The 23,298-nt window shown below is 36.0% G+C and carries 18 protein-coding genes; 2 read left to right on the forward strand and 16 right to left on the reverse strand.

Going from position 1 to position 23,298, the window contains the following annotated elements; all coding sequences use genetic code 11:
* Position 1: 1 nt before the first annotated feature.
* The 16 genes from GNT69_RS01110 to galE all read right to left on the reverse strand — a co-directional run bounded on the left by GNT69_RS01110 (position 2) and on the right by galE (position 21,101).
* On the reverse strand, positions 2 to 682 hold the full coding sequence (locus GNT69_RS01110; protein WP_203553102.1) for a hypothetical protein: 681 nt from the start codon (positions 680 to 682) through the stop codon (positions 2 to 4).
* On the reverse strand, positions 663 to 2,213 hold the full coding sequence (locus GNT69_RS01115; protein ID WP_203553103.1) for an O-antigen ligase family protein: 1,551 nt from the start codon (positions 2,211 to 2,213) through the stop codon (positions 663 to 665). Before GNT69_RS01115 ends, GNT69_RS01110 begins: the two co-directional genes overlap by 20 nt.
* A 17-nt stretch (positions 2,214 to 2,230) precedes the next feature.
* The gene (locus GNT69_RS01120; protein WP_203553104.1) at positions 2,231 to 2,941 is read right to left on the reverse strand and encodes an acyltransferase; all 711 of its coding nucleotides are present in this window, start codon (positions 2,939 to 2,941) and stop codon (positions 2,231 to 2,233) included.
* Between the two features lie 12 nt (positions 2,942 to 2,953).
* On the reverse strand, positions 2,954 to 4,063 hold the full coding sequence (locus tag GNT69_RS01125; protein ID WP_203553105.1) for a DegT/DnrJ/EryC1/StrS family aminotransferase: 1,110 nt from the start codon (positions 4,061 to 4,063) through the stop codon (positions 2,954 to 2,956).
* A 45-nt stretch (positions 4,064 to 4,108) separates the two neighbouring features.
* Positions 4,109 to 5,218, reverse strand: coding sequence for a glycosyltransferase family 4 protein (locus GNT69_RS01130; protein ID WP_203553106.1), 1,110 nt, complete (start codon positions 5,216 to 5,218; stop codon positions 4,109 to 4,111).
* Complete coding sequence (locus tag GNT69_RS01135) at positions 5,215 to 6,462, reverse strand: glycosyltransferase family 4 protein (protein WP_203553107.1); 1,248 nt, start codon at positions 6,460 to 6,462, stop codon at positions 5,215 to 5,217. The genes GNT69_RS01130 and GNT69_RS01135 overlap by 4 nt, the downstream gene beginning before the upstream one ends.
* A gap of 3 nt (positions 6,463 to 6,465) precedes the next feature.
* Entirely contained in the window at positions 6,466 to 7,527 is a 1,062-nt protein-coding gene (gene wecB / locus GNT69_RS01140) for a non-hydrolyzing UDP-N-acetylglucosamine 2-epimerase (protein ID WP_203553108.1), read from the reverse strand.
* Positions 7,528 to 7,602: 75 nt separating this feature from the next.
* Positions 7,603 to 8,928 (reverse strand): nucleotide sugar dehydrogenase, encoded by a 1,326-nt coding sequence (locus GNT69_RS01145; protein WP_203553109.1) that lies wholly within the window; start codon positions 8,926 to 8,928, stop codon positions 7,603 to 7,605.
* Positions 8,929 to 8,949: 21 nt separating this feature from the next.
* Positions 8,950 to 9,963 carry a Gfo/Idh/MocA family protein gene (locus GNT69_RS01150; RefSeq protein ID WP_203553110.1) on the reverse strand — a complete coding sequence of 338 codons (1,014 nt, stop codon included), beginning with the start codon at positions 9,961 to 9,963 and terminating at the stop codon, positions 8,950 to 8,952.
* A 71-nt stretch (positions 9,964 to 10,034) separates the two neighbouring features.
* Positions 10,035 to 11,372, reverse strand: a complete 1,338-nt coding sequence (locus GNT69_RS01155; RefSeq protein ID WP_203553111.1) for a flippase — start codon at positions 11,370 to 11,372, stop codon at positions 10,035 to 10,037.
* A gap of 3 nt (positions 11,373 to 11,375) precedes the next feature.
* Positions 11,376 to 12,530 carry a glycosyltransferase gene (locus tag GNT69_RS01160; RefSeq protein ID WP_203553112.1) on the reverse strand — a complete coding sequence of 385 codons (1,155 nt, stop codon included), beginning with the start codon at positions 12,528 to 12,530 and terminating at the stop codon, positions 11,376 to 11,378.
* Between the two features lie 147 nt (positions 12,531 to 12,677).
* Positions 12,678 to 13,745 carry a glycosyltransferase family 4 protein gene (locus GNT69_RS01165; RefSeq protein WP_203553113.1) on the reverse strand — a complete coding sequence of 356 codons (1,068 nt, stop codon included), beginning with the start codon at positions 13,743 to 13,745 and terminating at the stop codon, positions 12,678 to 12,680.
* Between the two features lie 285 nt (positions 13,746 to 14,030).
* Entirely contained in the window at positions 14,031 to 15,530 is a 1,500-nt protein-coding gene (locus GNT69_RS01170; RefSeq protein ID WP_203553114.1) for an N-acetylmuramoyl-L-alanine amidase, read from the reverse strand.
* A gap of 216 nt (positions 15,531 to 15,746) precedes the next feature.
* Positions 15,747 to 17,927 (reverse strand): SpoIID/LytB domain-containing protein, encoded by a 2,181-nt coding sequence (locus GNT69_RS01175; RefSeq protein WP_203553115.1) that lies wholly within the window; start codon positions 17,925 to 17,927, stop codon positions 15,747 to 15,749.
* Positions 17,928 to 18,093: 166 nt separating this feature from the next.
* Positions 18,094 to 19,818: a cell wall-binding repeat-containing protein gene (locus GNT69_RS01180; protein ID WP_203553116.1), complete on the reverse strand. Its 1,725-nt coding sequence runs from the start codon at positions 19,816 to 19,818 to the stop codon at positions 18,094 to 18,096.
* Positions 19,819 to 20,078: 260 nt separating this feature from the next.
* Positions 20,079 to 21,101, reverse strand: a complete 1,023-nt coding sequence (gene galE, locus GNT69_RS01185; RefSeq protein ID WP_203553117.1) for a UDP-glucose 4-epimerase GalE — start codon at positions 21,099 to 21,101, stop codon at positions 20,079 to 20,081.
* Between the two features lie 598 nt (positions 21,102 to 21,699).
* On the opposite strand from galE, the gene GNT69_RS01190 reads away from it, so the two are divergent.
* Together GNT69_RS01190 and GNT69_RS01195 are read left to right on the forward strand one after the other, a co-directional pair.
* Positions 21,700 to 22,614, forward strand: a complete 915-nt coding sequence (locus tag GNT69_RS01190; RefSeq protein ID WP_203553118.1) for an LCP family glycopolymer transferase — start codon at positions 21,700 to 21,702, stop codon at positions 22,612 to 22,614.
* A gap of 151 nt (positions 22,615 to 22,765) precedes the next feature.
* Positions 22,766 to 23,236, forward strand: coding sequence for an Hsp20/alpha crystallin family protein (locus tag GNT69_RS01195; protein WP_203553119.1), 471 nt, complete (start codon positions 22,766 to 22,768; stop codon positions 23,234 to 23,236).
* Positions 23,237 to 23,298 lie beyond the last annotated feature (62 nt).

Genomic DNA, 23,298 nt, shown 5'->3' on the forward strand with positions numbered 1-23,298 from the left:
CTTAGGCAGCTTCTTTTTTCTCTTCTCTAAAAAACTCAGGTAATACTACTATAAATAAACTTAACGTTATGCCAATTAATAACCCTAATATCACTCTATCCTTCGGTGAGGCTCCAGCACTCTCTGATACTTTAACATCATGTAACAGCATATTATTTCTTTGGTTCCAGTTTTCATGGTCCATATCATGAAGTGCAAGTTCTTTCGTTATCGGCTCTGTTTCTGTATCAGTTCCAGTAATAATTTCAGCTCTATCGTTTAGCGCATCAACCTTTTCTTCGAATAACTCTGTACCTTCTTCAAGAATAGCCTCAGTTACTTTTGTAAGAGTTTCTTGAACTTCTTCTTTATTAGAACCAACATATGAAAATCGAACTGTTCTCTCGGGTGTTGGTGTAATAGTTAAGCCAGAAATCACCTTATCAATATCTAATTGCAAATTATACTTTTCGTTAATTTTCTGTAAACCATTTTCAGATGTATAGAAAACCTTTAAATAGTTTCCGTTAGTTAAATAATTGTTTTCAAAGCTACCTAGCACCATTTCCGTCCTAGCTTGGTAACTGATTGGAGCATCAGAAACGAATACATAGGCTATGCCTGCAGTGAGGACAGGAATTAGAAGTAACAACACCAATAGTTTTTTGGCGCGACGCAAAATGCTAATTACTATGTCTTTCATCAACTTTCTCCTTTAAATGATATTTTTTCATCCAATAATTCACAAATGCAATTGCGACTCCAAATAAAATCCAAACATAATTTAGCGTCATAATTGAACTTGGGCTAATACTTGCAATTGAAAAAGCAACAAGGCTTGTACAAAGTGATTGTGAAATCAACTTATACTTCCAAGAAATACTTGCTTTATAAATCCAATATAATTTAATCATTAACCAAAAATACATCAATAGATAACCAACAAAAACAAAAATTCCATAATTAACAAAAACCTCCGCCCACCAGTTATGTACATTTAGCGTTCCGACTGTTGGAAAAATCGGATGATTTTGCATATAAAACTCAATATTTCCTGCGCCGATGCCGAGACCAAAAGAACTAGCAATAAACATAAGAGCATTTTTTAAGAGATTTATTCGAATATCAGTGGAAGTGTCACCAACATCTGTGGTGTCAAATAAACTTGTAACCTGAAAAGCGATTTGTCTATAGATCGACATCATTGAATCAGGTATAAATAAATTAGCTAGTATAAAGCCAAAAACTCCTAATAACAGGATGAATTTCTTCTCCTTTTGATTGGTAAAGAATAAAAACCAAACCGTTCCACCAATAGCTAGTGCGAGCAAGTTGGCTCTCGAAGACGAAACAAAAATTTGAAATGCAGCAGAAATCACTAACATTCCAGCAAAAAGCTTATAAAGAATATTTTTTGAGCGTTGTAAAACACCTAATGCAATAAAAAAACTTAGCGCAAGATAACTTGCATAATCATTTTCATTTGTAAAGACAGCAGTTGGTCGATGACGAACATAAGCAGGTGCATCATGCATTCTAGCAAGCGGAAGGTGTTGCAATGTGAAGTAGTTCCAATACCCAATCAATACAAACAAAAACAGTACAAGCAACCATATATTAATTAAGTTCAAGTAATCATCTTGCTTATTAAAAAGATAAACAAAAAAGATAGTAAAAAAAATACCCGAACCTAAAAAAATTACATTTTTAATCCCCTCAAAAAGAGATGGGGCCCATGTTAAGGAAAGCAGAGAATATAAAATCCAAAAAATTAAAAAAAATAGAATTGGCTTTAATGGTTCACTTTCAAATAGAGCGAACTGTCTACTTTGCCACCATTTTATTAAAAACAGAAGAATTGCTATAGGTAAAAATACCCGGTATGGAAATAAAGAAATAGGTCCTATTTCCACAGATAAAATACCTGACCCTAGAAATGCCGATATAATAAATCCAAATATAATAAGTCTAGAAATAGAATATCTTTTTAGAAAGAAACGAATTAAGATTATAATGAAACCTACAGCAAACAAAATTCCTATCCATAAAAATAAAATGGTCTGTGATTTGGTAAAGGTGAATTCACGCCCTACTCCCCATCCCAAAACAATAGATACTAATATAGCAACAAATACCTGAAGAACAGGCTTGTTTCCCAAGATGTTTTGCATTTTTTTTCTCCTTAAAATCCTCCATATTATGCAAAATATTTCCAGAAGGTAGATAATTGACATCCACCTTCTGGAAGCTTTTATTGATTTCTTAACAACTGATTCTCAGGTACATTGCGAATAACTTTTGCAGGCGTTCCGATAACTAATTCTTCTTTGCCAACATCTTTTGTAACAACGCTTCCGGCACCCACAGCACCATCTTCTTCAATCGTTCTTCCCGGTAAAACCGTTGAATTCGCACCTATTCTTCCACCATTTTTAATCGTAATACCCTTAAATTTATCATATCGTTCTTTAGAACGAGCCATGTAATTGTCATTTGTAGTAACGACACCTGGTGCAACAAAGACAAAGTCGCCTAATTCAGAATAGGCCGTAATGTAACAATTCGTTTCTAATTTGCATTTTACCCCAATTTGACAGTCGTTTTCAACTGCAACACCCCGACCAACGATTGTCTTCTCTCCAATTGTTACCCTTTCCCGAATTGTCGCTGAATCTGCAACGAAAACATCATCAGCGAGAACTGCATTCGCGTATATAATTGCGGACGTACCAATTGTGCAGCCTGAACCGATAATAGTGGGAGGTAATTTTTTTACATCAGGGAGGATGGAGTTTTTGGCTCTAGTCGGTTGTTTGCCAATTACTGCATTATCCTGTATTATACAGTAGCTACCAATTTGTACACCGTCGTAAATAACTACATTATGACCAATCTGGACATTCTTTCCAAATGTTACATTTTCACCTATGACAACGTTCTCTCCAACCGTTGGTGTTTCCATATTAAACCCTCCTTACTTCGAATAAAATTCGGCAATCTTGCTTACCACATATTGCTGTTGCTCAATCTTTAATTCCGGGAACATTGGTAAAGAAATTGCTTCTGCACAAGCTTTCTCTGTTTCTGGAAGATCTCCTTTTTTGTATCCAAGTTCGTGGAAAACAGGTTGTAAATGTAAAGGTTTCGGATAATAAATCATTGTGCTAACACCGTTCTCCTTTAAATACGCTTGGAGATCGTCTCGTTGAGGAACTCGAATCGTATACTGATGGAAAACATGGTAATTATGTTCTTCAATGAATGGAGTAATTACTTCCTTGACGGTTTCATTTAAAAGTCTAGTATAGTTTTCAGCTTTTTCCCTACGTAGTTCGCTCCACTTGTCTAAATTAGGAAATTTCACATTTAAAATTGCAGCCTGAAGTTCATCAAGACGGCTATTATAACCTAAGACATGGTGGTAGTATTTTGGTTTACTTCCGTGAACTCGAATGACCCGCATCTTTTCTGCGATTTCATCATTATTTGTAACAATCATCCCTGCATCGCCATATGCCCCAAGATTCTTCGTTGGAAAGAAACTATAACATGCAGTCGTTCCTAGTTCCCCTACTCTCTTCCCTTTATACAATGACCCAATTGCTTGAGCTGCGTCTTCAATAATGGCAATGTTATGTTTTTGTGCAACTTCAACAATGGCATCCATATTTGCCATTTGTCCATATAAGTGTACTGGTATAATTGCTTTAGTTTTGTCAGTAATCGCGGACTCAATTTTGCTAGCATCAATATTATAAGTTTTTGGCTCGATATCAACAAACACTGGTGTTGCTCCAGTTCTTGCTACTGCGCCAGCAGTTGCGAAGAATGTAAAGGAAGGAACAATTACCTCATCTCCTTGCCCAACACCACAGGCTTGTAAAGAAATATGTAAAGCATCACTACCATTTGCCACTCCAATACCGTGACCAACCCCACTATATTCAGCTACATCCTTCTCCAGCTTCTTAACATTATCTCCTAAGATAAATTGTGATCTTGACATTACATGATCAAGTGAATCCATAATTTCGCCTTTTAATTGCTGATATTGTTCTGTTAAATCAAGCATTGGTACTTTCATTTTTTATTTCCCTACTTTCCGTAGTATCGATATATCATAAACTTCTTATAAATTATTGTATAGCTCAATTAGCTTTTGACTTTCTGTTTCCCAATTATATATTTTTTCGACTGCCTTTCTGCCATTTTCCCCCATTAATTTAGCTTCATCTGGATGGTTTATCACCCATTTCATTGCGTCAGCAATTTCCTGAGTATTTAAGGGGTCAACACAAATTCCACATCTGTTCTTTTCGACAATCTCTTTCCAGAGAGGAAAATTCGATGCTATTACAGGTAAACCTGCTGACATATACTCAAACATTTTAATTGGCAATGAAACAATAAACCGTGGTTCTGGATGAAGGAGCACTAATCCCATATTAGCTTCCGCTAGTAATGTCTTAATTCCATCCCGATCCAAAAACCCATGAAAATCCGTGTACTTATACCCCGGTAAACTTTGTACTTCTTCTTCAAGTGAGGGGGGGGCAAATGATCCTGCTAATACAAAAGTTAAGGGAATTTCTTTATTTATTATCTCAGTTGCATTCACCATTTCTTTTATTCCACGTAAAACATAAATCCCACCAATATAGACGGCACTATTTTTAGTTTTATCCATTTTATCGCTATAATTCGTAGACAATTCGTCTAACAGAGGGTAATTGTGAATAGTTGTCGTATTTGGATTATAAGTTTTAAACCGTTTGGCAATATAGGGCGTTGCAGTACAAATAGCATCAAATCTTTTGGAAGCATACCGTTCATATCTTCTGACCATAGTTGATACGCTCTTCCTTATAGGTTTCGGTATCCACTGTTTCGATAAAATCTGTTCGGGCACATCCTCATGAACATCATAAATCACTTTTTTTCCATACCCTTTTAACTTAAGACCGATTGGAATAAGCTCTGGGTCATGGAAGTGATAAACATCTGCATCCACTTCCAAAGCCTTTAAAAAGACCGATTTTGTCGTCTTCCTTATTCTGGCTAATTGACCTTTTGCATCTGATTCGACTCCAAGTATCTTAACCCCATTAATTTCCTCATCTGGCACATTTGGTACAACATAAAAAACTTCATGTCCAGCTCTTTGCAAGGACTGGCACTCTTTTATAAAAATTCTAGTATCATAAGCAGAATGGACTGAAGTTAAATGACATATTTTCATAATGTCTCACGACCTTGTACTTTCTCATACTCCTGAATATTTTCTAATAAATCATCAACAATCGATTTCCAAGAATAATGATTTTCTACAAACGTTCTTCCTGATTTTGCAAAGGCCTCGTAATCTTGCTGGCTCATTTCTGCACACTCAATTATCTTAGCTGCAATCGAGTCTGAATTTTCTGGTTCAGCGACAATCCCACAGTTGTTTTCTTCTATTAGCTCAGCACTTTCACCAGTACCACAATATAATACAGGAACGCCACAAGCTAACGCTGGAAATATCTTAGATGGCCTTGCACCTTTAAACAATTCAATATTTCTTAATGAAACAATGGAAAAATCAGTAATAGAAAACACATTAGGCATTTCTGAAACTGGCACAGAATCATGGAAGACAAGGTTTTTCAACTTTAGTTCCTCTTTCATTTCTTCAAGCTTTTCCTTCTCAGGACCATCACCAATTATTAAAAATCTTATTTCTGGATTAGATTCCTCAACAATCTTAGCAGCTCTTAAAACGGAGTCTAGCCCTTGGGCATACCCTATTCTTCCTGCAAACGTAAAGACTTTTTTTCCAACAAAGTCTAATCTTGCCTCCCATGACTTCTCTCGTTCTTTTGGATGAAATGTTTCTGTATTTACTCCGTTTGGAAGCATGAAAACTTGATCTTTGTTCTTTCCTTTTTTCACCATGTAATCTTGGATACCTTCCGTAGCAGTGGCAATTTTCCAAGACTTTTTATAAAGCCACTTTTCAAGCCACTCAGCAAGTTTAATGAATAATTTATTTTTTAAAATTCCGAGTTCCACTGCTGACTCGGGCCATATATCAGCAACATTGAATACAAATCTGGCACCCTTCATCTTCGCTCCTACATACCCAGTGATTCCTACAAACAAAGGAGGTGATGTACATATGATAACATCCGATTTTTGTGATTTTAAGAGCGAATATAAAGCACTTAAAGTAAATGAAAAATAAGATGCTAACCTTTTCCAAAAACTTCCTTTTGGACTCGGATAAATCCAACTTCTATGAACGGGGATGCCGTCATAGTGTTCAAACTGGTAAAGTTTTCCTCTATATTCATCCGGTATAATTCCATTAGGGTGATGAGGAAATGCTGTTAATACTTCTACTTGATAACCCCTGTTTATCAGCTCTTTACTGATTTCGTACAAACGAATTTGAGGAGCACCAGTATCTGGCGGGAAGTTTTCACTTAAAAATGTTATTTTCATTTATTAAACCTCTTTACTAAAATGCTCCGTTATTTTTACGGCTGCCTGGCCATCTCCAAAATAATTTTTATAAGATGGATTTACTTCTGATTGGATAGCTTCTAAAATTTCTTCTACATTCGTACCTGCTAGTATATTTGCTTGACTTTCTAATGTCTCTACCCACTCCGTTTGCTCACGTAAAGTAACACAAGGTACCTGAAGGAAATAGGCTTCTTTCTGAATCCCACCAGAATCAGTTATAATTTTTTTAGCGTTACTTTCCAATGCAAGAATATCCAAATAACCAACTGGATCAATTACGAATAAATCAGGTATTGCATTTAAATCAATTCCTAAATTGATAAGTATATTTCTTGTTCTAGGATGAATAGGCCATACCTTTTTTCCTTCCAATTTTGAAAAAGCATCAATAATACTTCGCATTTTTTCAGGGTCATCTGTGTTCTCAGCGCGATGTACAGTAATTAGATAGTAACCTTTAGGTTCGATTCCCAATTTTTGAAGGATAGACGTTTTCTTTTCTGAAAGAGCCCGATTATATAAGACAGCATCATACATTACATCGCCAACATTTAAAACATTCTTTTTGATATTTTCGTTTTCTAAATTCTTTACCGCTGTCTCTGTTGGGCAGAAAAGAAATTCAGAAATATGATCAGTCATAATTCTGTTTATTTCTTCTGGCATTTTTTTATTAAAACTTCTTAAACCCGCTTCAATATGGATGACAGGTATATGAAGCTTCGCTGCAGCTAAAGCTCCAGCAAGTGTAGAGTTTGTATCACCATAAACAAGTAAATAGTCTGGGGTCTCTTCAAATAATATTCTCTCTATTTCATCCAACATTTTTGCTGTTTGTTTCCCATGTGAGGAGGACCCCACATTCAAATGGTAATCAGGTTTCGGAATGTCCAACTCATTAAAAAATATATCACTCATATTTTTGTCATAGTGCTGTCCTGTATGTACATATATTTCCTTGTGAATTTTTCGAAGTTCCCTGGAGACAGGAGCTGCTTTAATGAATTGCGGTCTTGCTCCAATAACAGTAAGAAATTTCATCGACTTTCCCCCTTACTTCTGCTCATGTGAATAAGTAGCACAGACGCTCCACCATGCTACTTATCTAATTCAATATTATAATTTCACATATTTTTCTGGTTTTGGATAGTTTTTTAGTGCATTCCTTGTATCAAAAACCACATTACCTTTCTGACTAATTAGGTCATAATCAAAGGCTGAATGATCTGTAGTAATCATAATTAGGTCTGCATTCTCTAAAACCTGTTGCGTCAAGGTTACCGGCTCGATAACCGTGTTACAGGAACGGAAAGAGGTAACATGGGGATCACAGATAATTAACTCAGCGCCCTCATTTGTTAACATTTCAACAATCTTAAGTACTGGGGATTCACGGACATCATCAATATCCTTTTTATAGGCAACACCGAGAATCGCAATTTTAGACCCTCTCAACGCCTTCCCTTCCCCATTTAAAATATACATAGCTTTATTTACAACAAATTCTGGCATTCCATTGTTAATTTCTCCAGCAAGTTCAATTAACCGTGTATGATAATTATACTCACGAGCTTTCCATGTTAAATAGAATGGATCAATCGGAATACAGTGCCCTCCGAGCCCAGGACCCGGGTAAAACGGCATGAATCCATACGGTTTAGTTGCCGCAGCATCAATCACTTCCCATACATCTATCCCCATCTTATTACAAAGGATAGCCATTTCATTGGCAAGTGCAATGTTAATATGCCTAAAGGTATTTTCAAGTATTTTCTCCATTTCCGCTACTGCAGGGCTAGAAACTTGATGGACGTCTCCTTCAAGGACTCCACTATATAACTCGGAGGCAATCGCTGTACACGCTTGGGTGATTCCACCTACGACTTTTGGAGTGTTTTTTGTATTATAAAACTTATTGCCAGGATCCACCCGTTCAGGTGAATAAGCTAGAAAAAAGTCCTCTCCACATTTTAAACCACGGCTTTCGAGAATTGGTTTTAAGACTTCTTCGGTCGTCCCAGGATAGGTTGTACTTTCTAATACAATCAACATCCCCTTATCCATATATTGAGCTATCTGTTTTCCTGAACTTTCCACATAGGATGTATCAGGTTGCTGATAAGTATCTAAGGGGGTTGGAACACAAATAGCAACTGCATCTACTTCTTCAATTTTAGAGTAGTCTGTAGTTGCAATAAGTTTCCCTTCTTGAACAATTGTTTTTAATTCTTCATCTACGACATCTCCAATATAATTAATTCCTTGGTTTACCATATCCGTCCTTGATTGCTGTACATCAAAACCAATTACTCGGTAACCTGCCTTAGCCTTTTCCACTGCTAAAGGTAAACCGACATAACCAAGCCCTACTACTCCTATAGTAGCCGTACGATTTGTAATTTTTTCAAGTAGTTTAGTGCCATTAAGGTTTAGGTTGTTCATATAATTATCCCTCTTCATCCATTAAAATTTAACAGGCTTATTCGTTTTTGCCGATTCATAAAAGGCTAGAACCAGCTCAAGCGCTTTTCTCCCGTCAAGTCCAGTTACAATCGGTTCACGATCTTCTGTTACAGCGCCCACCATATCCTCGATAATACATTGGTGACCTGGTTTACCAATAGGATCTATTTTTACATTTTCAATAATGTCATCTGTTTCAGTCTCTGACATATTTTTTAAATTCCAATACTCAATAAGACTGGCTGTTTTACCGCCTATTTTTATGGAACCTGTCTCACCAAAGACACTAATTGTTTCTTCGAGGTTGGAAGGGTAAATAGTTGTAGCTGCTTCCACTACACCTAACGCTCCGTTTTTAAAACGAATTACACCAGTAGACACATCTTCTGACTCAATATTCCTTAATCTAGTTGCCTCCATACTATAAACCTCATCAATATCGCCCATTAACCATAAAATTAAATCAAGGTTATGTATAGCTTGGTTCATTAACACGCCACCGTCGAACTCTTTCGTACCTCTCCAACCGGCCTGATTATAATATTGTTGGTTACGATTCCACCTTACAGTGGCATTGGCATGGCTAATTTTTCCTAACGCTTCGTTTTCCATTACTTCTTTTAGTTTGATCATTACTGGACGGAAACGATTTGGATGTACAACAGATAATTTCACGTTATTATTTCGACACGCATCAATGATAGCATCTGTGTCTTCAAGCGTCATCGCAATCGGTTTTTCTACGACAATATGTTTCTTTGCTTCAGCCACTTTTACGGCAATAGAAGCGTGGAAACCACTTGGGGTACAGATGTTGACTACGTCAACATCACTATTGTTTAACAAGTCTTCTAACAGAACATAACCTTTAATTCCATATAAACTAATAAACTCTTCCATTTTTGAAGGATCTGAATCACAAACCGCTATAAGGTTTGCTCCATCTGCCTTTTGAATAGCCTCAGCATGTTTTTTCGCAATATGACCACAACCTACAATCGCAAAATTTAGCATTGTAAACTCCTTCTTTTCATTAAGATTATTATAATTTAAAACACATTTCCTAACTTATCATAAAATATCCTTTATTTTCTTTTCATTTTCTTAACAAAACTTTGCCTTTTTAACAGATTTGAAATAAGCTGGATATCCTCTTTTTTTATTACAAGAAAATGGGTAAAATACTCACCTGAAATCCAACTAAACACGAAGGCTTTAATGACGAAACTCAGGCTATAAGAGATTGAGGTGGCAATTGCTGCCCCTACAGCTTGGTATTTCGGTATTAAGAGAAGATTTAATCCAATACTTATTATGACATTAAAAATAGACACATATAAATTAATTTCAGGTTTTCCTCTTGCAGCAATATCATTAGATAGAATTTTTTCAACCGCCAAAAGTGTAATACCAGGTAGTAGTATCTTCAAGAGAAATGGTGTTTCTACATAATCATTCCCTAAAATTGGAGTAATAAAATCAATTATAAAAAAAACAATGACAGCAAACATGATCATAAAGATTAGTGTGATTCTACTGACAATAGAGGTGAGCTTATTTCTTTCTTCAGTCGTCCCCATTGAAGCGATTCTTGGCAGAAGGACAGAAGAAATTGATTGAGTGAAAACCGACAGCTTCTCTCCTAAATTTAATGCAGTAAAATATACCCCTACTGCAAAGGGGTTAACAAAAAAACCGAGAATATAAATATTAACACGATAATTTAAAAATGTGACAAGATTACTCAAGTATGATTTAAACCCATAATTAAATGACTTCTTCAAATAAGTGACATTCAATCTAATTTTCCTAGTTGGGACCTTATACTTCCTGATAAATAAGAAAAGGATGAAGATTAAAGTTGCTAAATGCCCTAGTGTAAACGCCAATAACGCCCCATTAAGTTTAAATTCAAATAGCACTATTAAAATAACAACAAAGACAAGATTTGTGATTTGTGTAATCACTAATATGGTATTAAAAATTTTAAAGTCTTGGATGCCTTGGAAAATCGTTTGAAAATAACTGTTTAGCACCATAACTGGTACAACAAGTAATATAGTGTATAAAATTTGATGGGGAACCCCTGGAAAAGCAATTTCCCCGAAAAGGTAGATAAATAAAGAACCTACCGCAATTCCAACAGTTCCCAGCAATAGTCCCACAATTAAGTTATTGACAAATGCCTGCTGTGGGCTAATTTCTTGCTTGCTAACATAATAAACAGTGGAGGTGTTCAATCCAAAATTAATAAACATGACCAACAACGTGGGGAATGTAATGATCAATGCATATTGACCTTGCAGTTCTCCACCTAATACTCTTGCGATAATTACAATTAATAAAGTACCAATTACAATGCTGGTTGCCTGTCTGAAAAGTGTTATAAAGCTGTCCTTTAAAAAACTATTTTTGCTTCCCATATCTTAACTACTAATTTCCCTAACAAATTTAGAATAATTTTTTTCAGCATTATACAACGTATCCCAAGTCTGAAAAGCTGATTCTCTCATCTTGGCCTTTTCTTCCAAAGAACTCGTTCCTACTTTATCTAAGATAGATGCAAGCTCTAGAGAAGTTATATCTTCAGGAACAAGCACACCGTTCTGGCTATTAACCAACTCTGATGTTCCACCAACATCTGTTGCAATTGCTGGGATACAACAACTAAAAGCCTCCATAATTGATACCGGAATACCTTCACTAGCGCTTACATTTATAAAATAATCCACTGGATTTTGCATATAATACTTCATCACGTCCTCATTCTTCAAACTGCCAGTAAAATGTACTGTAACATTTCCCGGCAGTTTTTGAACAAGCTTTTCGATATTTTCGCGTTCCGGGCCATCTCCTATATGTGTCCAATGGAGATTAGTCTTACTATGTTGGAGTGCCTCAACCAATAAACTCAACCTCTTTATAGGTACCATGTAAGAGCAACTTACTAACCTTGTGATACCGTCAGTTGATGCTTCTGTTGATTTTGCTGGTTTTAAAGTTCCTAGTCGAGATACAGTCAACTTATCCTTAGTTTCTGGGAATTCATTTACTAAATAATCCTTTCCATACGTAGAAACCAGAAATATCTCATCTAGAACCGTTAGCATTCTACGCTTTACTGGGAGATAAGGTGGATCATGTCTCTCGTCGTAAATATCTCCACCATGTCCCCGTGAATAAACCTTTAGGTTAGGATACCTCTCCTTCAAAAAACTAATACCTGGAGCTAATGATAACCAATAAGAATACGCAACAAACTCTTTGCTGTTTCGTTCGCTTATAATATTTTTTTCTATGTAATCCCTAATAATGAGCGCATTTGTAATCCAACTAAGTAGCTTTCCGACACCTTTTAACCCGTAATTCCTAGCAGTTGGTAATTCATCAAAAAACCAAGACCTTCCTTGAGTCTCGTTTAAAGATAATATTTTCTTCATAACCCCAGTTTTCTTTGTCGGTTCAAACGGAAGATGAACTTCCACATTATCGGGAAGCTGTCTTTTTTTTGAATAATCATTTACATTTACTGGAATGATATAAACCTTATTAAACGTTTCACATAGCTGTTTAAGTTCCAATGTTAGAAATTCTTCTCCCGGATAAAAAGGGTATCGATTTGTTAATAAAATTAATTCCCTCTCACATTTCAAAATCATCAACTCAAATCAATCATTATTTGAAAATCCGCATGTGGGGACGAGTCACAAACGGATTTTATTTTTGTATTACTGTTTTCCCGTCACTTTCCTGAACATCCTGAACATTTTTAAGAAAGGCTTGTGATGATCATTCACTAACCCTATAAATTCTGCAATTATCTGAAAGAATATTAATACTCCCACAATGATTAGTAACGATCCCCATAAGGTTGTTGAATCAAATAGTACAGCACAAACACTGAATAAAATCCCTAACGCATAAATAACTAACACTGTATTCCGATGGGACAAGCCTAGTGCTAGCATCCTGTGATGTAGATGCGATTTATCAGGTGAGGTAATCGGCCGCTTATTAATAATCCTTCTAATTATGGCATATGATGTATCGAAAATTGGAACTCCTAATATTAGGATTGGGACCACAAAGCTAAATAATGTTACACTTTTATACAGTCCCAGTAATGAAAGAATAGCAATTGAATACCCCAAGAACAGAGCCCCAGTGTCTCCCATAAATATTTTTGCTGGATAGAAATTATAAAATAAAAACCCAAGGATACTTGCCAATAAAATCACCGCTAAAGGCAGTATTAAAACCTTTCCTGCAGCGAAGGCCATAAAAGCAATAGTAGCAATCCCGATAGCGGAAATACCTGCAGCTAAACCATCTAACCCATCAATTAAGTTAATTGCATTGGTTATACCAACAATCCATAAAATTGTTACCGGGATAGCCCATATACCCAAATCAAACTTTCCAATGAAAGGTATACTTATAAACCCGATAGTTAAACCGGTACTCACTACTACGCCTGCAGCAGCAAGTTGTCCTAAAAGCTTTACTTTTGCTGAAAGTTCATATAAATCATCGAGAACACCTACGATGATAATAATTAATGCACCAATAGTAATTCCCGTTATCCTTTCATTGTGAAGCCCCGAGGCAAAATAACCTGCAACAACTCCTGCAAAGATAGCTAATCCTCCAAGTCGCGGCATCACTTTCTCATGCACTTTTCGTTGGTTAGGTTTATCTGTAGCGTTTACCTTATAAGCAAGTTTTATAACGAGTGGCGTACAAACTAAAACTGTAACAAAAGAAACAATAAAGGCTATAACCAATTGTATACTCATGTAAATTAATCCCCTTTTAAATATAAAAGTAAATCAGCCCTTACTAAGTCTATCATAAGCAATGAAAAAATTAATTAAAATTATTTTTTCACTTTTGTTCAATTATTTTTCTATGTCCATTTTTTGTTCTAATGGATAGAATAAAAGTACTAAAAAAATAATTTCCACTTATATTCTTCATCTAAAAAGTCAGTATGTCAATTAAATTTATTCTTAACTTAAAGCTTTTAATAAATTTATCCAAATTCAGGGAAAATCCCTACTGAAACACCAATAGGGATTAGGTTAAAATTTATTAAAATAGTTGGTAATACCTTTAAAAATTGCATCGGCTGCTTTTTGCCTAAAAGCTGGTTCACTTAACAATTTCGCGTCATTAGGATTAGATATAAATGCCACTTCGACTAAAACACTTGGTATTTTTGTATCTCTAATTACCTTAAATCCGCCACTCTTTACACCACGATTATAAGTTCCTAATGCTGCAACTAACTCCTTTTGAATTTCCTCTGCAAGAAGCTTACTTTCGGTTGAGGAATTAGTTGAATTCCAGTATGTTTCTGTACCGTGTGCGGATGGCGAAGTAAAAGCATTCACATGGATACTAACAAACACATTTGCCCCAGACTCATTAGCCATCTTTATACGATCATCTAGACTAGGGTATGTGTCACCTGTTCGTGTCATGAGGACCCTATAATTTGAGTTTTCTAGTCGCAATGCTAATCTCTTTGAAATATCAAGAACTAACTCTTTTTCAATTAACCCATGACCACTTGCTCCTGGATCACTCCCTCCATGCCCCGGGTCAATCATGATGACTATACCATCAGCAAGTACTTTTAACTGATTGGCGATGTTATTTGAGACTGAGCCCATACCTCCTAATATCGTAATCCCTTTATACCCATTATTCAGTATTGCATTTTTTGTACCATTTGGAATAGAAGATGAGGATGTAAGCAGAATCGGCTGATTTTTCTTCGCAGCCAAAACAGAACCCGTTAATGCATCTGCAAATGTCATCCCAGTAGCTACAAAAGCTTCAGATTGAGTGCTGAAAAATTGATTAGCAATATTTGATGCGACTTCAAAGCGATCTAGACCGCCTATTCTATAAGGTTTAGGGACACTATTGAAGACATTTCTAGAAACACTGCCCTCTCCCCCTACAATAATGGTTTGGCTTACATTCCAACCTTGAATCAAAGATTTCGTCGATTGAGGAATTGTATTCGTATTTGTAAGGAGGATAGGAAACCCATTTCTTGCTGCATAAGGAGCGATAGCGAGTGCATCTGGAAAATTAAGTCCATATGTGAGTATGACTTTACTGCTTCTTCCCATTTTCGTTGCGATATTGTTAGCCACTTCAAACCGGTCTTTCCCTGAAATTCTCTCAACAGAAGAAATACCCATATCTTTTAATTGTTTTTCAACTTTTTCTGAAACACTTCCATTACCACCAACAATAATAACTGATTTAGCTTTTAATCTAGCAATCTCATTTTTCGTTGCAGCAGATAAATCGTTTGGCAATGTTAATAAAATCGGGGCATTATGTTTATAAGCTAACGGAGCAGCAGCCAAAGCATCTGCATAAGCTAAATAATTAGCAATTACTACCGTATCAGCAGAAGACCAGCCGCTTTTAGCAACATTGACTGCAACATCAAAGCGGTCTTTTCCAGCAAGTCTAGATGTGTACCCATCTGCAGATGATTGATTAGCACCTGTAAAAAACAAGATTAGTACTATCATCAGAGCAACGGAATATTTCCTCATTCATTCTCCTCCTAGATGTTAGAATTCTCTTTCCCATTCTATCTAAATTAATAGAGGAATTCTACAAAAATACCAAAAAACAGCTAAATATCGACAAAAACCTATTTAAGTGTATTATTCTTCGGTTTCAAAGCTGATAATGAATGTTTCTTCTATTCCACTTTAAGAAAATTCATAATAAAAGACTGCTAAAAATTTAGCAGTCTCTACATTTAACTATTTCCCAACGGTTGTACCTGGATAATAATGGGATAAAATCTCTTTATAACTGAATCCCCCATTAGCCATTCTATTCGCTCCGGTTTGACTCATACCAACACCATGACCAAAGCCGCGCCCTCGAATCGTTAAGACATCTGTAGTGGAATCATATATAGTCAGGTCTAACAGAGTGCTCCTAAAGTTACTTGCACCAAAGATAGATCGGAACTCTTTAACGCTCAAGGTACGTTTTATATTAATTCTCTCGATATCTTTATTGCTATCAAAACGGTATTCATTCGTTGCTGGATTTCGGACAAAAATGTCAACATCAATTGTAGCATTGATACTTCTTTGTCCTGTTGTTCGTTCATGAGCAATAATAAAATCATTTATTGAAACTATCTTAATATCCATATTTTCATAGCCATTTTTTGTTAAATAATTTTTCAAGCTATTTGTAACAGATACATCAGCTTCTCTCACGGTCCCCCACCAATGACCAGGGTTCTGCAAGTTCAAACCAGTTGTGTCTATTTGCGTTTTCTTCATTTCTATTTTCCACAGATTCTTCGGGTCCCACCGATCTTCCTTAGCATTTAAATAAGCAACCTGTGATGTTCCCCATTCATTCGCATTGGATTCAATATATCCACCATTACTGGAAGAGTATACCGCGTTTCTACCGATTACCCTACCATCAAACCTTAATACTTGACCAGCTGTTTCTGCAACCGCACGGTTGGTCCTTTGTTCCCATTGATCAGTTCCCCAACTATATCCACCATAAACTTGATATGCTTGGGTATCGGCTACTGTTTTTCCGATATCATTGATTGAATAAGTTCTTGCTGCAACTGCTTGAGCCTTTAAGGCCTCTAACCCCCAGCTAGCAGGCATTTCCCTTGGTACAACACCTTTTAAATAATCTTCAAAAGGGATATTACGATTGATTGGACGTACATTTCCATTTTCAATCGTGAATTCCATGTTTCCAAGGTAAGACCTATTGTTAACCTTTATTTGATGTTGACTACTATATTGTTCAGGAACTAACGTAAATGCTTGTGTTCCAAAATCTTTGATTCTACTATTTCCATTATATAATCTTAATCTACCATTCTCGTTTTTCACGGTATAGGTAGTTTTTTCTGCAAGTCTAACCTCATTTGGCAAGCTAGCTACTAGAGCTTCACTAACCGAACCTGTTCCACCTAAAATAGTAAAACTAGTAATCCCCTTATCATTGATTACCTTTGTTACAGGTACCGAAAGTTGTTCTGGTCTTGTTAATAACATCGGTGCATTTTGTTTTGCAGCTAAAACAGAACCTGTTAAGGCATCGGCAAATGTTAACCCTGTTGAGATAAATGCTGTTTCAGCTGGTAAGTTTAACTCCCTAATAATGTTTGCTGAAACTTCAAAACGATCAGCTCCACCAATACGAGTGACACCGTTAAGTTGAGAAGCAATTCCATCAGAGACACTACCAGTACCACCAATAATTAATGAACTGGTTTTCCCGTTTAACGCTTGTTTAGTAGATTCAGGTAACATATCTTTTGTTGTTAATAAAATGGGGATTCCATTCCTCGCAGCATAAGGTGCGATTGATAGAGCATCAGCAAACACCATTCCATTTGTAACAACCGCTTGACCGTTATTTGGAATTTGAGCGGCGATGTTTTTCGCCACCTCAAAACGGTCGCTACCGCCAATTCTATTGACATTTGATGTTATTTGTTTTAATTGATTGGCAACATTCGATGATACACTGCCCTCTCCACCAATAATATAAATGTTCTTAGGAGATAATTGTTTAATTTTATTTGCTGTATCTGTTGTTAATGATGCAGGTTGCGTTAATAAAATTGGAGCATCTATATAATAAGCAAATGGTGCAGCAGCTAAAGCATCTGCAAAAGCTGTATAATTAACTATTACGACGGATTCTGCCTTATTCCAACCACTTGAGGCTATATTATTTGCAACCTGGAAACGATCTTTTCCAGCCATTCTAATATTCCCATTTGCAAGTTTATACTTCCCAATCGTTTCTACATTAAGAGAATTCGTATTACCAATATAATTACTTAACCTAACCGAAATGGTTTCAGCTTGGGCAAATGAATTAAAAGGGAATAATAAGAAACAAATCGCTAAAATTAGAATGAAGGAAAATTTTCTTTTTTTCAATTTTTTACCTCCCAATTTCAAAAAGACAATATATTACAAGATGCCTTCTTGTTTTACATGTTCATTCATCACATCTACCAATCTAACAAAAATAGCACCACGAGTAAATGGGAAAACGAGATATTTCCCACTAAAATATCCCATTCCCCATTCAAATTAATTATTTTTAGTAGTGAATCCTTACATATGGCATCTTCTCAAGACTATCAAACTGGCTTTTTACTGAGTGGTAACCAGTTGCATATTTTCCAACTGAAGGATCGAACGTCTTATAAACATTTATTGATGAAGTAAGGTTTCTAAGGCTGGAAGGCTCAGTAATAGTAATTTTCCGTAAAGGAAGAGGAATTTGTTTATTAGCAAATCGATCTGTATAAATTGAAATGAAATAAGCCGTATTTAACGGATTTATCTCACCACTTTGTTCTAACTCTTTTAAAGCTTTTCCTATAGTAGCATGAGCAGGGTGACCATCATACCAAGACATTGACCTAAACTGAGCATCAGGAAATTCGGATGCATAATCCCTAATCACATTTTTTATATTCGCTATGGTTAAATGACCACTTTGAAGTGTATGTTCCAAAATGTTACTTTCCGGCACCCCGAGTGCTCTAGCTGCATGAAAGTAATCTTCTAAACGAATATTTCCGAACTCTTCTAAAGAAATGTGGCCATGGCTATATTGTTCTGTAACAGGGTTATGGTACACTCCATGCCAATGGCATTTTACAAGCGTATTGATTGGGTGCCGTGAATTAGATTCATGATCATAATGCCCATTTAATACTTCCCTAGCTACAGAATCTGCTCCTTTGGATAACAGGATCAGAAAAACCTCTCTCTCAGCATTCAACTGGTTAAGAATATCCACCCCAAATGTTAAGACTTCATCATCTGCATGTGGAACTAAATAAAAAATTGGTTTATTCGATTTTTTAAAATATTCAATATCTGATATTGCATTTTCACGAACAGATCCTGGTCCACCTAAGATTACATAATTTGCTATTTTATTATTCTTAAAAACATCTAAAGTTTCATTTGGCGCAAATTCGTTCTGCATAAGCAGAATTGAAGCATTGTCTTTAGCTGCTAAAACCGAGCCTGTTAACGCATCTGCAAAAGTGAGCCCAGTTGCAACATAAACTTTTTCAGTCGGCATAAGTTGCTTATAAATATTAGATGCTACCTCAAAGCGATTTTCCCCTCCTATTCTTGTAGTGTTAGGTAACGCAGAAGCAACGGCTTTCTGAACTGTAGCTTCTCCACCCACGATTATTGTTCCTTTTATTCCCTTTAAATTGATTAATGTCGAGATTGAATCTGGAATTTTGTTTGCTTGTGTTAATAGAATAGGCACCTGATTTCTGGCTGCATATGGAGATATTGATAAAGCATCAGAGAAAATAAGTCCGTTTGCAACAATCGCTTGATCCCAACTATCCAGTTTCTTTGCAACGTTTGCAGATACTTCAAAGCGATCTTTTCCAGACACACGGTCAATTTGACTAATTCCTAGTGCTTGTATTTCCTTGACAACATTTGGCGAAACGCTACCTTCTCCACCAATTATAAAGACACTCGAAGGGCTAAGACGCTCAAGTTCCTCTTGGGTTTCCTTTGAGAGTTGTGTCGCTTGAGTTAGTAAAATTGGAGCGTTGTATTTGTAGGCTAATGGCCCTGCTGTAAGAGCATCCGCAAACGCGTTGTAATTTACTATTAAAACCGTATCAGCTGAACTCCATTTTTTTGATATATTTGTAGCAACCTCAAATCGATTCTTCCCTCCTAATCTCTCTGGCACCTCAGAAGCTTCAATACTTTCTGGTAATAAAATAAAAAACAAGATAGTAATTACGACTGAACAATAACAAAATCTTTTAAACACCTAAAATCACCTGCTATAGTATAATTTTCCCACCGCCTTATATAGTACCATCATTCTAGGCCTATTTACATAGAAGTTCTTCAATAGTAAGAATGAAGATTTCCGAACTTGGGTAAAGTCTTTCCGTCAATTAACTATGAAAGTCACAACTTTTTATAATCAGTTGTGACTAAGCAACTTCTTATTTATCGGTATAGAAGTATACTTTCCTATCCTTCAAATAGTTTAGAAAAGAATTCTAACTATAGATAAAACTTCTGTTATTTTAACTGATTAACATAGCCGTTTGGATTCAACCTTTGCCAATTCCAAGCATCTTTACACATATCCTCCAACCCTTTTTCAGCAGCCCAGTCTAACTCTTTCTTAGCTTTAGAAGGGTCCGCAAAACAACTAGCTACGTCCCCTGGCCTTCTATTTACTATTTTATATGGAATATGTATGTTTGAAACTTTTTCAAAAGTTGAAACTAGCTCTAATACACTATAGCCATAACCAGTTCCAAGATTATAAGCGTCAACTCCATTTGAACCTATAATCTTCTCCACAGACTTTATATGGCCTCTTGCAAGGTCAACAACATGAATATAATCTCTTACACCGGTCCCATCAACAGTATTATAATCGTTCCCAAAAATTTGAAGTTCTTTAAGCTTGCCAACTGCGACTTGAGTAATGTAAGGCATCAAATTATTCGGTGTGCCACTCGGATCCTCACCAATAATACCGCTCTCATGTGCTCCAATCGGATTAAAATAACGAAGGAGAGCGATGCTCCAGCTGTTATCCGAAACATATAAATCACGTAAAATCTCTTCAATCATAAGTTTTGTTCTTCCGTAGGGATTTGTTGCACTTAAAGAGAATTCTTCCGTAACCGGCATTTTTTCAGGCATCCCGTATACAGTAGCCGAGGAACTAAACACAATATTTTTAACTCCATATTCTTTCATTGATTCACAGAGATTTAAAGTACCCGTTACATTGTTGGTATAATAATGTAACGGCATGTTTACAGATTCACCTACAGCTTTTAAGCCTGCAAAATGAATAACTGCATCAATTTTATTATTAGAAAAAACACTATCAAGAGATACCTTATCTAACAAATCAACTTCATAAAACAAAAAATTTTTAGAGGTAACCTTACGAATACGATTTATAACCTCAGGTTTACTATTGGAAAAGTTGTCGATAACAACGACCTCATATCCACTTTTCAATAACTCAACACACGTGTGACTACCGATATATCCTGCACCACCTGTGACTAGTATGGACATTAACATGACCTCCCCTAACTATAGTGCTTATTTACTTTTTACTTTTAAAAATTTTATAATTCAACTGATAATCGATCTAGCGGCTTTCTAAAATTTTTTCCCTCTGTAAATAAAAAAGAACTATCAATACTACTTTATAAAACGCACTAAATATAGGATGTACAATAAAAAGAGTGATAATTCCTTTAATACAATACTTTAACGAAGGTCAATATTTTCTGGATTTTTAGATATGCCCCGAATTTAATATTTATGTTTCATTTCATGGAAAATCTCTTAAATTAACAATGTCTAATTATTAATTTTTGTAGATTTTTGTCTTTTTTTATCTGATACTGTGGTATTCTACTATTATAAAATAACCTACGTTTTTGAACTATGCAAACACCTATACAATTTACTATAGGTTTATACAAGAGGATGGTGTTTGAACCCATAAAGAATATTAGGAAAAAGCTATATTACTCAATTAGCAATACTCTACATCTATTTTTAACCTTATTAAAAATAGTGTAATAGCTTCAATAAACAAAATTTCTTAGATACACCTTTTTAAATAATGTAAAATTGGACATTGTAATATTATGGAGGAAATGATATGAGATCTGAACGTAAAAAGAAAAGAACATGGCTGCGGGTGACTGGAATTATTTTATTGTTATTTATCGTTGCCATTGGAGCATATGTTTTTAGCATATATCGATCATTGACAAGTGCTGTCGACACAATGCATGAACCGATTGTACGGGAACGTGAACCGCGGCCAATTACCTTTCGCGAGGCTGAGCCATTTTCTGTGCTCATGCTCGGAGTGGATGAACGTGAAGGCGATAAAGGGCGTTCCGACACGATTGTTGCAATTACGGTTAATCCTAATAAAAATTCAATTAAAATGCTCAGTATTCCTCGTGATACTCGGACGGAAATTATCGGACGCGGAATCGAGGATAAAATTAATCATGCCTATGCCTTTGGCGGAGTGGAAATGTCAATGGATTCGGTTGAAAATTTCCTCGATATCCCAATTGATTATTATTTGAAAGTAAATATGGACGGCTTTAAGGATATTGTTGATGCAGTAGGCGGAATAACGATCAATAATGCCTTTGAATTTTCGGAAGGAAATAAGCACTTTGCAAAAGGGAAAATTGATTTAAATGGAGAAGAAGCTCTTTCATTTGTACGGATGAGGAAACAAGACCCTGAAGGCGATTTTGGCCGGCAAACAAGGCAGCGTCAAGTCATTGCAGGTGTGATCGATAAGGGCATCAGCTTCGGTTCGTTAACAAGATTTGACGATATTTTCAAAGCGCTTGGAGGAAATGTCAAAACAAACATTACGTTTGATGAGATGGTTGAAATTCAAGGGAAATATCGCAGTGCCGCCTCGAATATTGAACAAATGAAGATTGAAGGCAATGGAATTTTTATTAATAGAATCTGGTATTTGCAAGTCCCTGCTGAAGAAAAACAACGCGTCCAAACCGAACTGAAAGAACATTTGGGGCTATAGTTAAACCGTTGATTGGACAAACGTATTTACAAAGTCGCAGCCATTTTATAGATGGTTGTGACTTTTTTATTAGGTTCTCTGAATGTAACCAGGCACTAAAAAAATCCTCCGCACATAAGATATAGCAGAAATTTCAAGGAGGAGAACGGTTATGTCAAAGAAATCTGATGGGCCAAACTATCTAGATAAGTGGAATCCGTTTGAAGATTTGTTTCGAACTGTCAATCACTTTATGCAAGAGCCACCGGTAAGAGGTTTTTTACAGCATATGGATGAGTTTTTTAAACAGCCGTTTCCACACGTTTCATTTCCCATCGATGTAAAAGATACCGGCGATCGCCAAATTGTGACTGCTCAGCTCCCAGGGGTTAAAAAGGAGCAGATCGCTATTGATATTCTCGGAAACCATTTAACGATTTCGGTCAAGCAGCAAGATATACTTACAGAAGAAGATGACAACAATCAAATTTATCGGCGCAGCGAATCGATTCAACGCTCAAGCCGAACGATCACGTTTTCGCATCCAATCGATGAATCAAAAGTGAAGGCTTCCTATCAGAACGGACTATTAAAAATTACCATTCCTAAACAGCCTGGCAAAAAAATTGAAATCATCGAATGATGAAAGAAGCAGGAATACATGTCCTGCTTCTTTTTTCGTCTTCAAAATTTTTCTAAATACTA

Origin of the sequence: Bacillus sp. B15-48 (assembly GCF_016879755.1) — a bacterium.
Taxonomy (GTDB): domain Bacteria; phylum Bacillota; class Bacilli; order Bacillales; family Cytobacillaceae; genus Mesobacillus_B.

Coding starts and splice junctions, on each gene's coding strand:
- GNT69_RS01130 (WP_203553106.1), bottom strand. CDS start 5,218: ATGAAAATATGTCATTTAACTTCAGTCCATTCTGCTTATGATACTAGA.
- GNT69_RS01150 (WP_203553110.1), bottom strand. CDS start 9,963: ATGCTAAATTTTGCGATTGTAGGTTGTGGTCATATTGCGAAAAAACAT.
- GNT69_RS01190 (WP_203553118.1), top strand. CDS start 21,700: ATGAGATCTGAACGTAAAAAGAAAAGAACATGGCTGCGGGTGACTGGA.
- GNT69_RS01115 (WP_203553103.1), bottom strand. CDS start 2,213: ATGTCAATTATCTACCTTCTGGAAATATTTTGCATAATATGGAGGATT.
- GNT69_RS01135 (WP_203553107.1), bottom strand. CDS start 6,462: ATGAAAATAACATTTTTAAGTGAAAACTTCCCGCCAGATACTGGTGCT.
- GNT69_RS01170 (WP_203553114.1), bottom strand. CDS start 15,530: ATGAGGAAATATTCCGTTGCTCTGATGATAGTACTAATCTTGTTTTTT.
- galE (WP_203553117.1), bottom strand. CDS start 21,101: ATGTCCATACTAGTCACAGGTGGTGCAGGATATATCGGTAGTCACACG.
- GNT69_RS01165 (WP_203553113.1), bottom strand. CDS start 13,745: ATGAGTATACAATTGGTTATAGCCTTTATTGTTTCTTTTGTTACAGTT.
- GNT69_RS01110 (WP_203553102.1), bottom strand. CDS start 682: ATGAAAGACATAGTAATTAGCATTTTGCGTCGCGCCAAAAAACTATTG.
- GNT69_RS01195 (WP_203553119.1), top strand. CDS start 22,766: ATGTCAAAGAAATCTGATGGGCCAAACTATCTAGATAAGTGGAATCCG.
- GNT69_RS01125 (WP_203553105.1), bottom strand. CDS start 4,063: ATGAAAGTACCAATGCTTGATTTAACAGAACAATATCAGCAATTAAAA.
- GNT69_RS01145 (WP_203553109.1), bottom strand. CDS start 8,928: ATGAACAACCTAAACCTTAATGGCACTAAACTACTTGAAAAAATTACA.
- wecB (WP_203553108.1), bottom strand. CDS start 7,527: ATGAAATTTCTTACTGTTATTGGAGCAAGACCGCAATTCATTAAAGCA.
- GNT69_RS01120 (WP_203553104.1), bottom strand. CDS start 2,941: ATGGAAACACCAACGGTTGGAGAGAACGTTGTCATAGGTGAAAATGTA.
- GNT69_RS01155 (WP_203553111.1), bottom strand. CDS start 11,372: ATGGGAAGCAAAAATAGTTTTTTAAAGGACAGCTTTATAACACTTTTC.